1 protein-coding gene is annotated in these 269 nt (G+C 71.7%); it reads right to left on the reverse strand.

Annotated elements, in window-relative coordinates:
- Positions 1–13: 13 nt before the first annotated feature.
- A partial coding sequence (locus L9G74_RS24195) for a proline-rich nuclear receptor coactivator motif-containing protein (protein WP_238898647.1) occupies positions 14–269 on the reverse strand: 256 nt, incomplete at its 5' end.

Raw genomic sequence — 269 nt, forward strand, 5'->3', positions numbered from 1 at the left:
CGGGAGCCTACTACTACTCCAGCCGCAGCATGCGGCGGAGGTCGCGCGTCGCGGCGTCATCGACGGCGGCTGTGACGGCGGCCTTCCTGAACGGGAACTGCGGCAGCGGCACAGAGCTCGGCTCGGGGGACACGGAGAACGCCGGCCCGGCGTACACCTCCACCGCTACAGGCCTCGCGGCCGCCTTCCTGGCGGCGGAGGAGCCCCTGCCCTGACGTCTCCGGCTTCCCGCCGTCGTCGGCTTGGTCCTCGCATCGCTCTGATGGTTG

The sequence above is a fragment of the Shewanella electrica genome, assembly GCF_022321485.1.
Classification (GTDB): Bacteria; Pseudomonadota; Gammaproteobacteria; order Enterobacterales; family Shewanellaceae; genus Shewanella; species Shewanella electrica.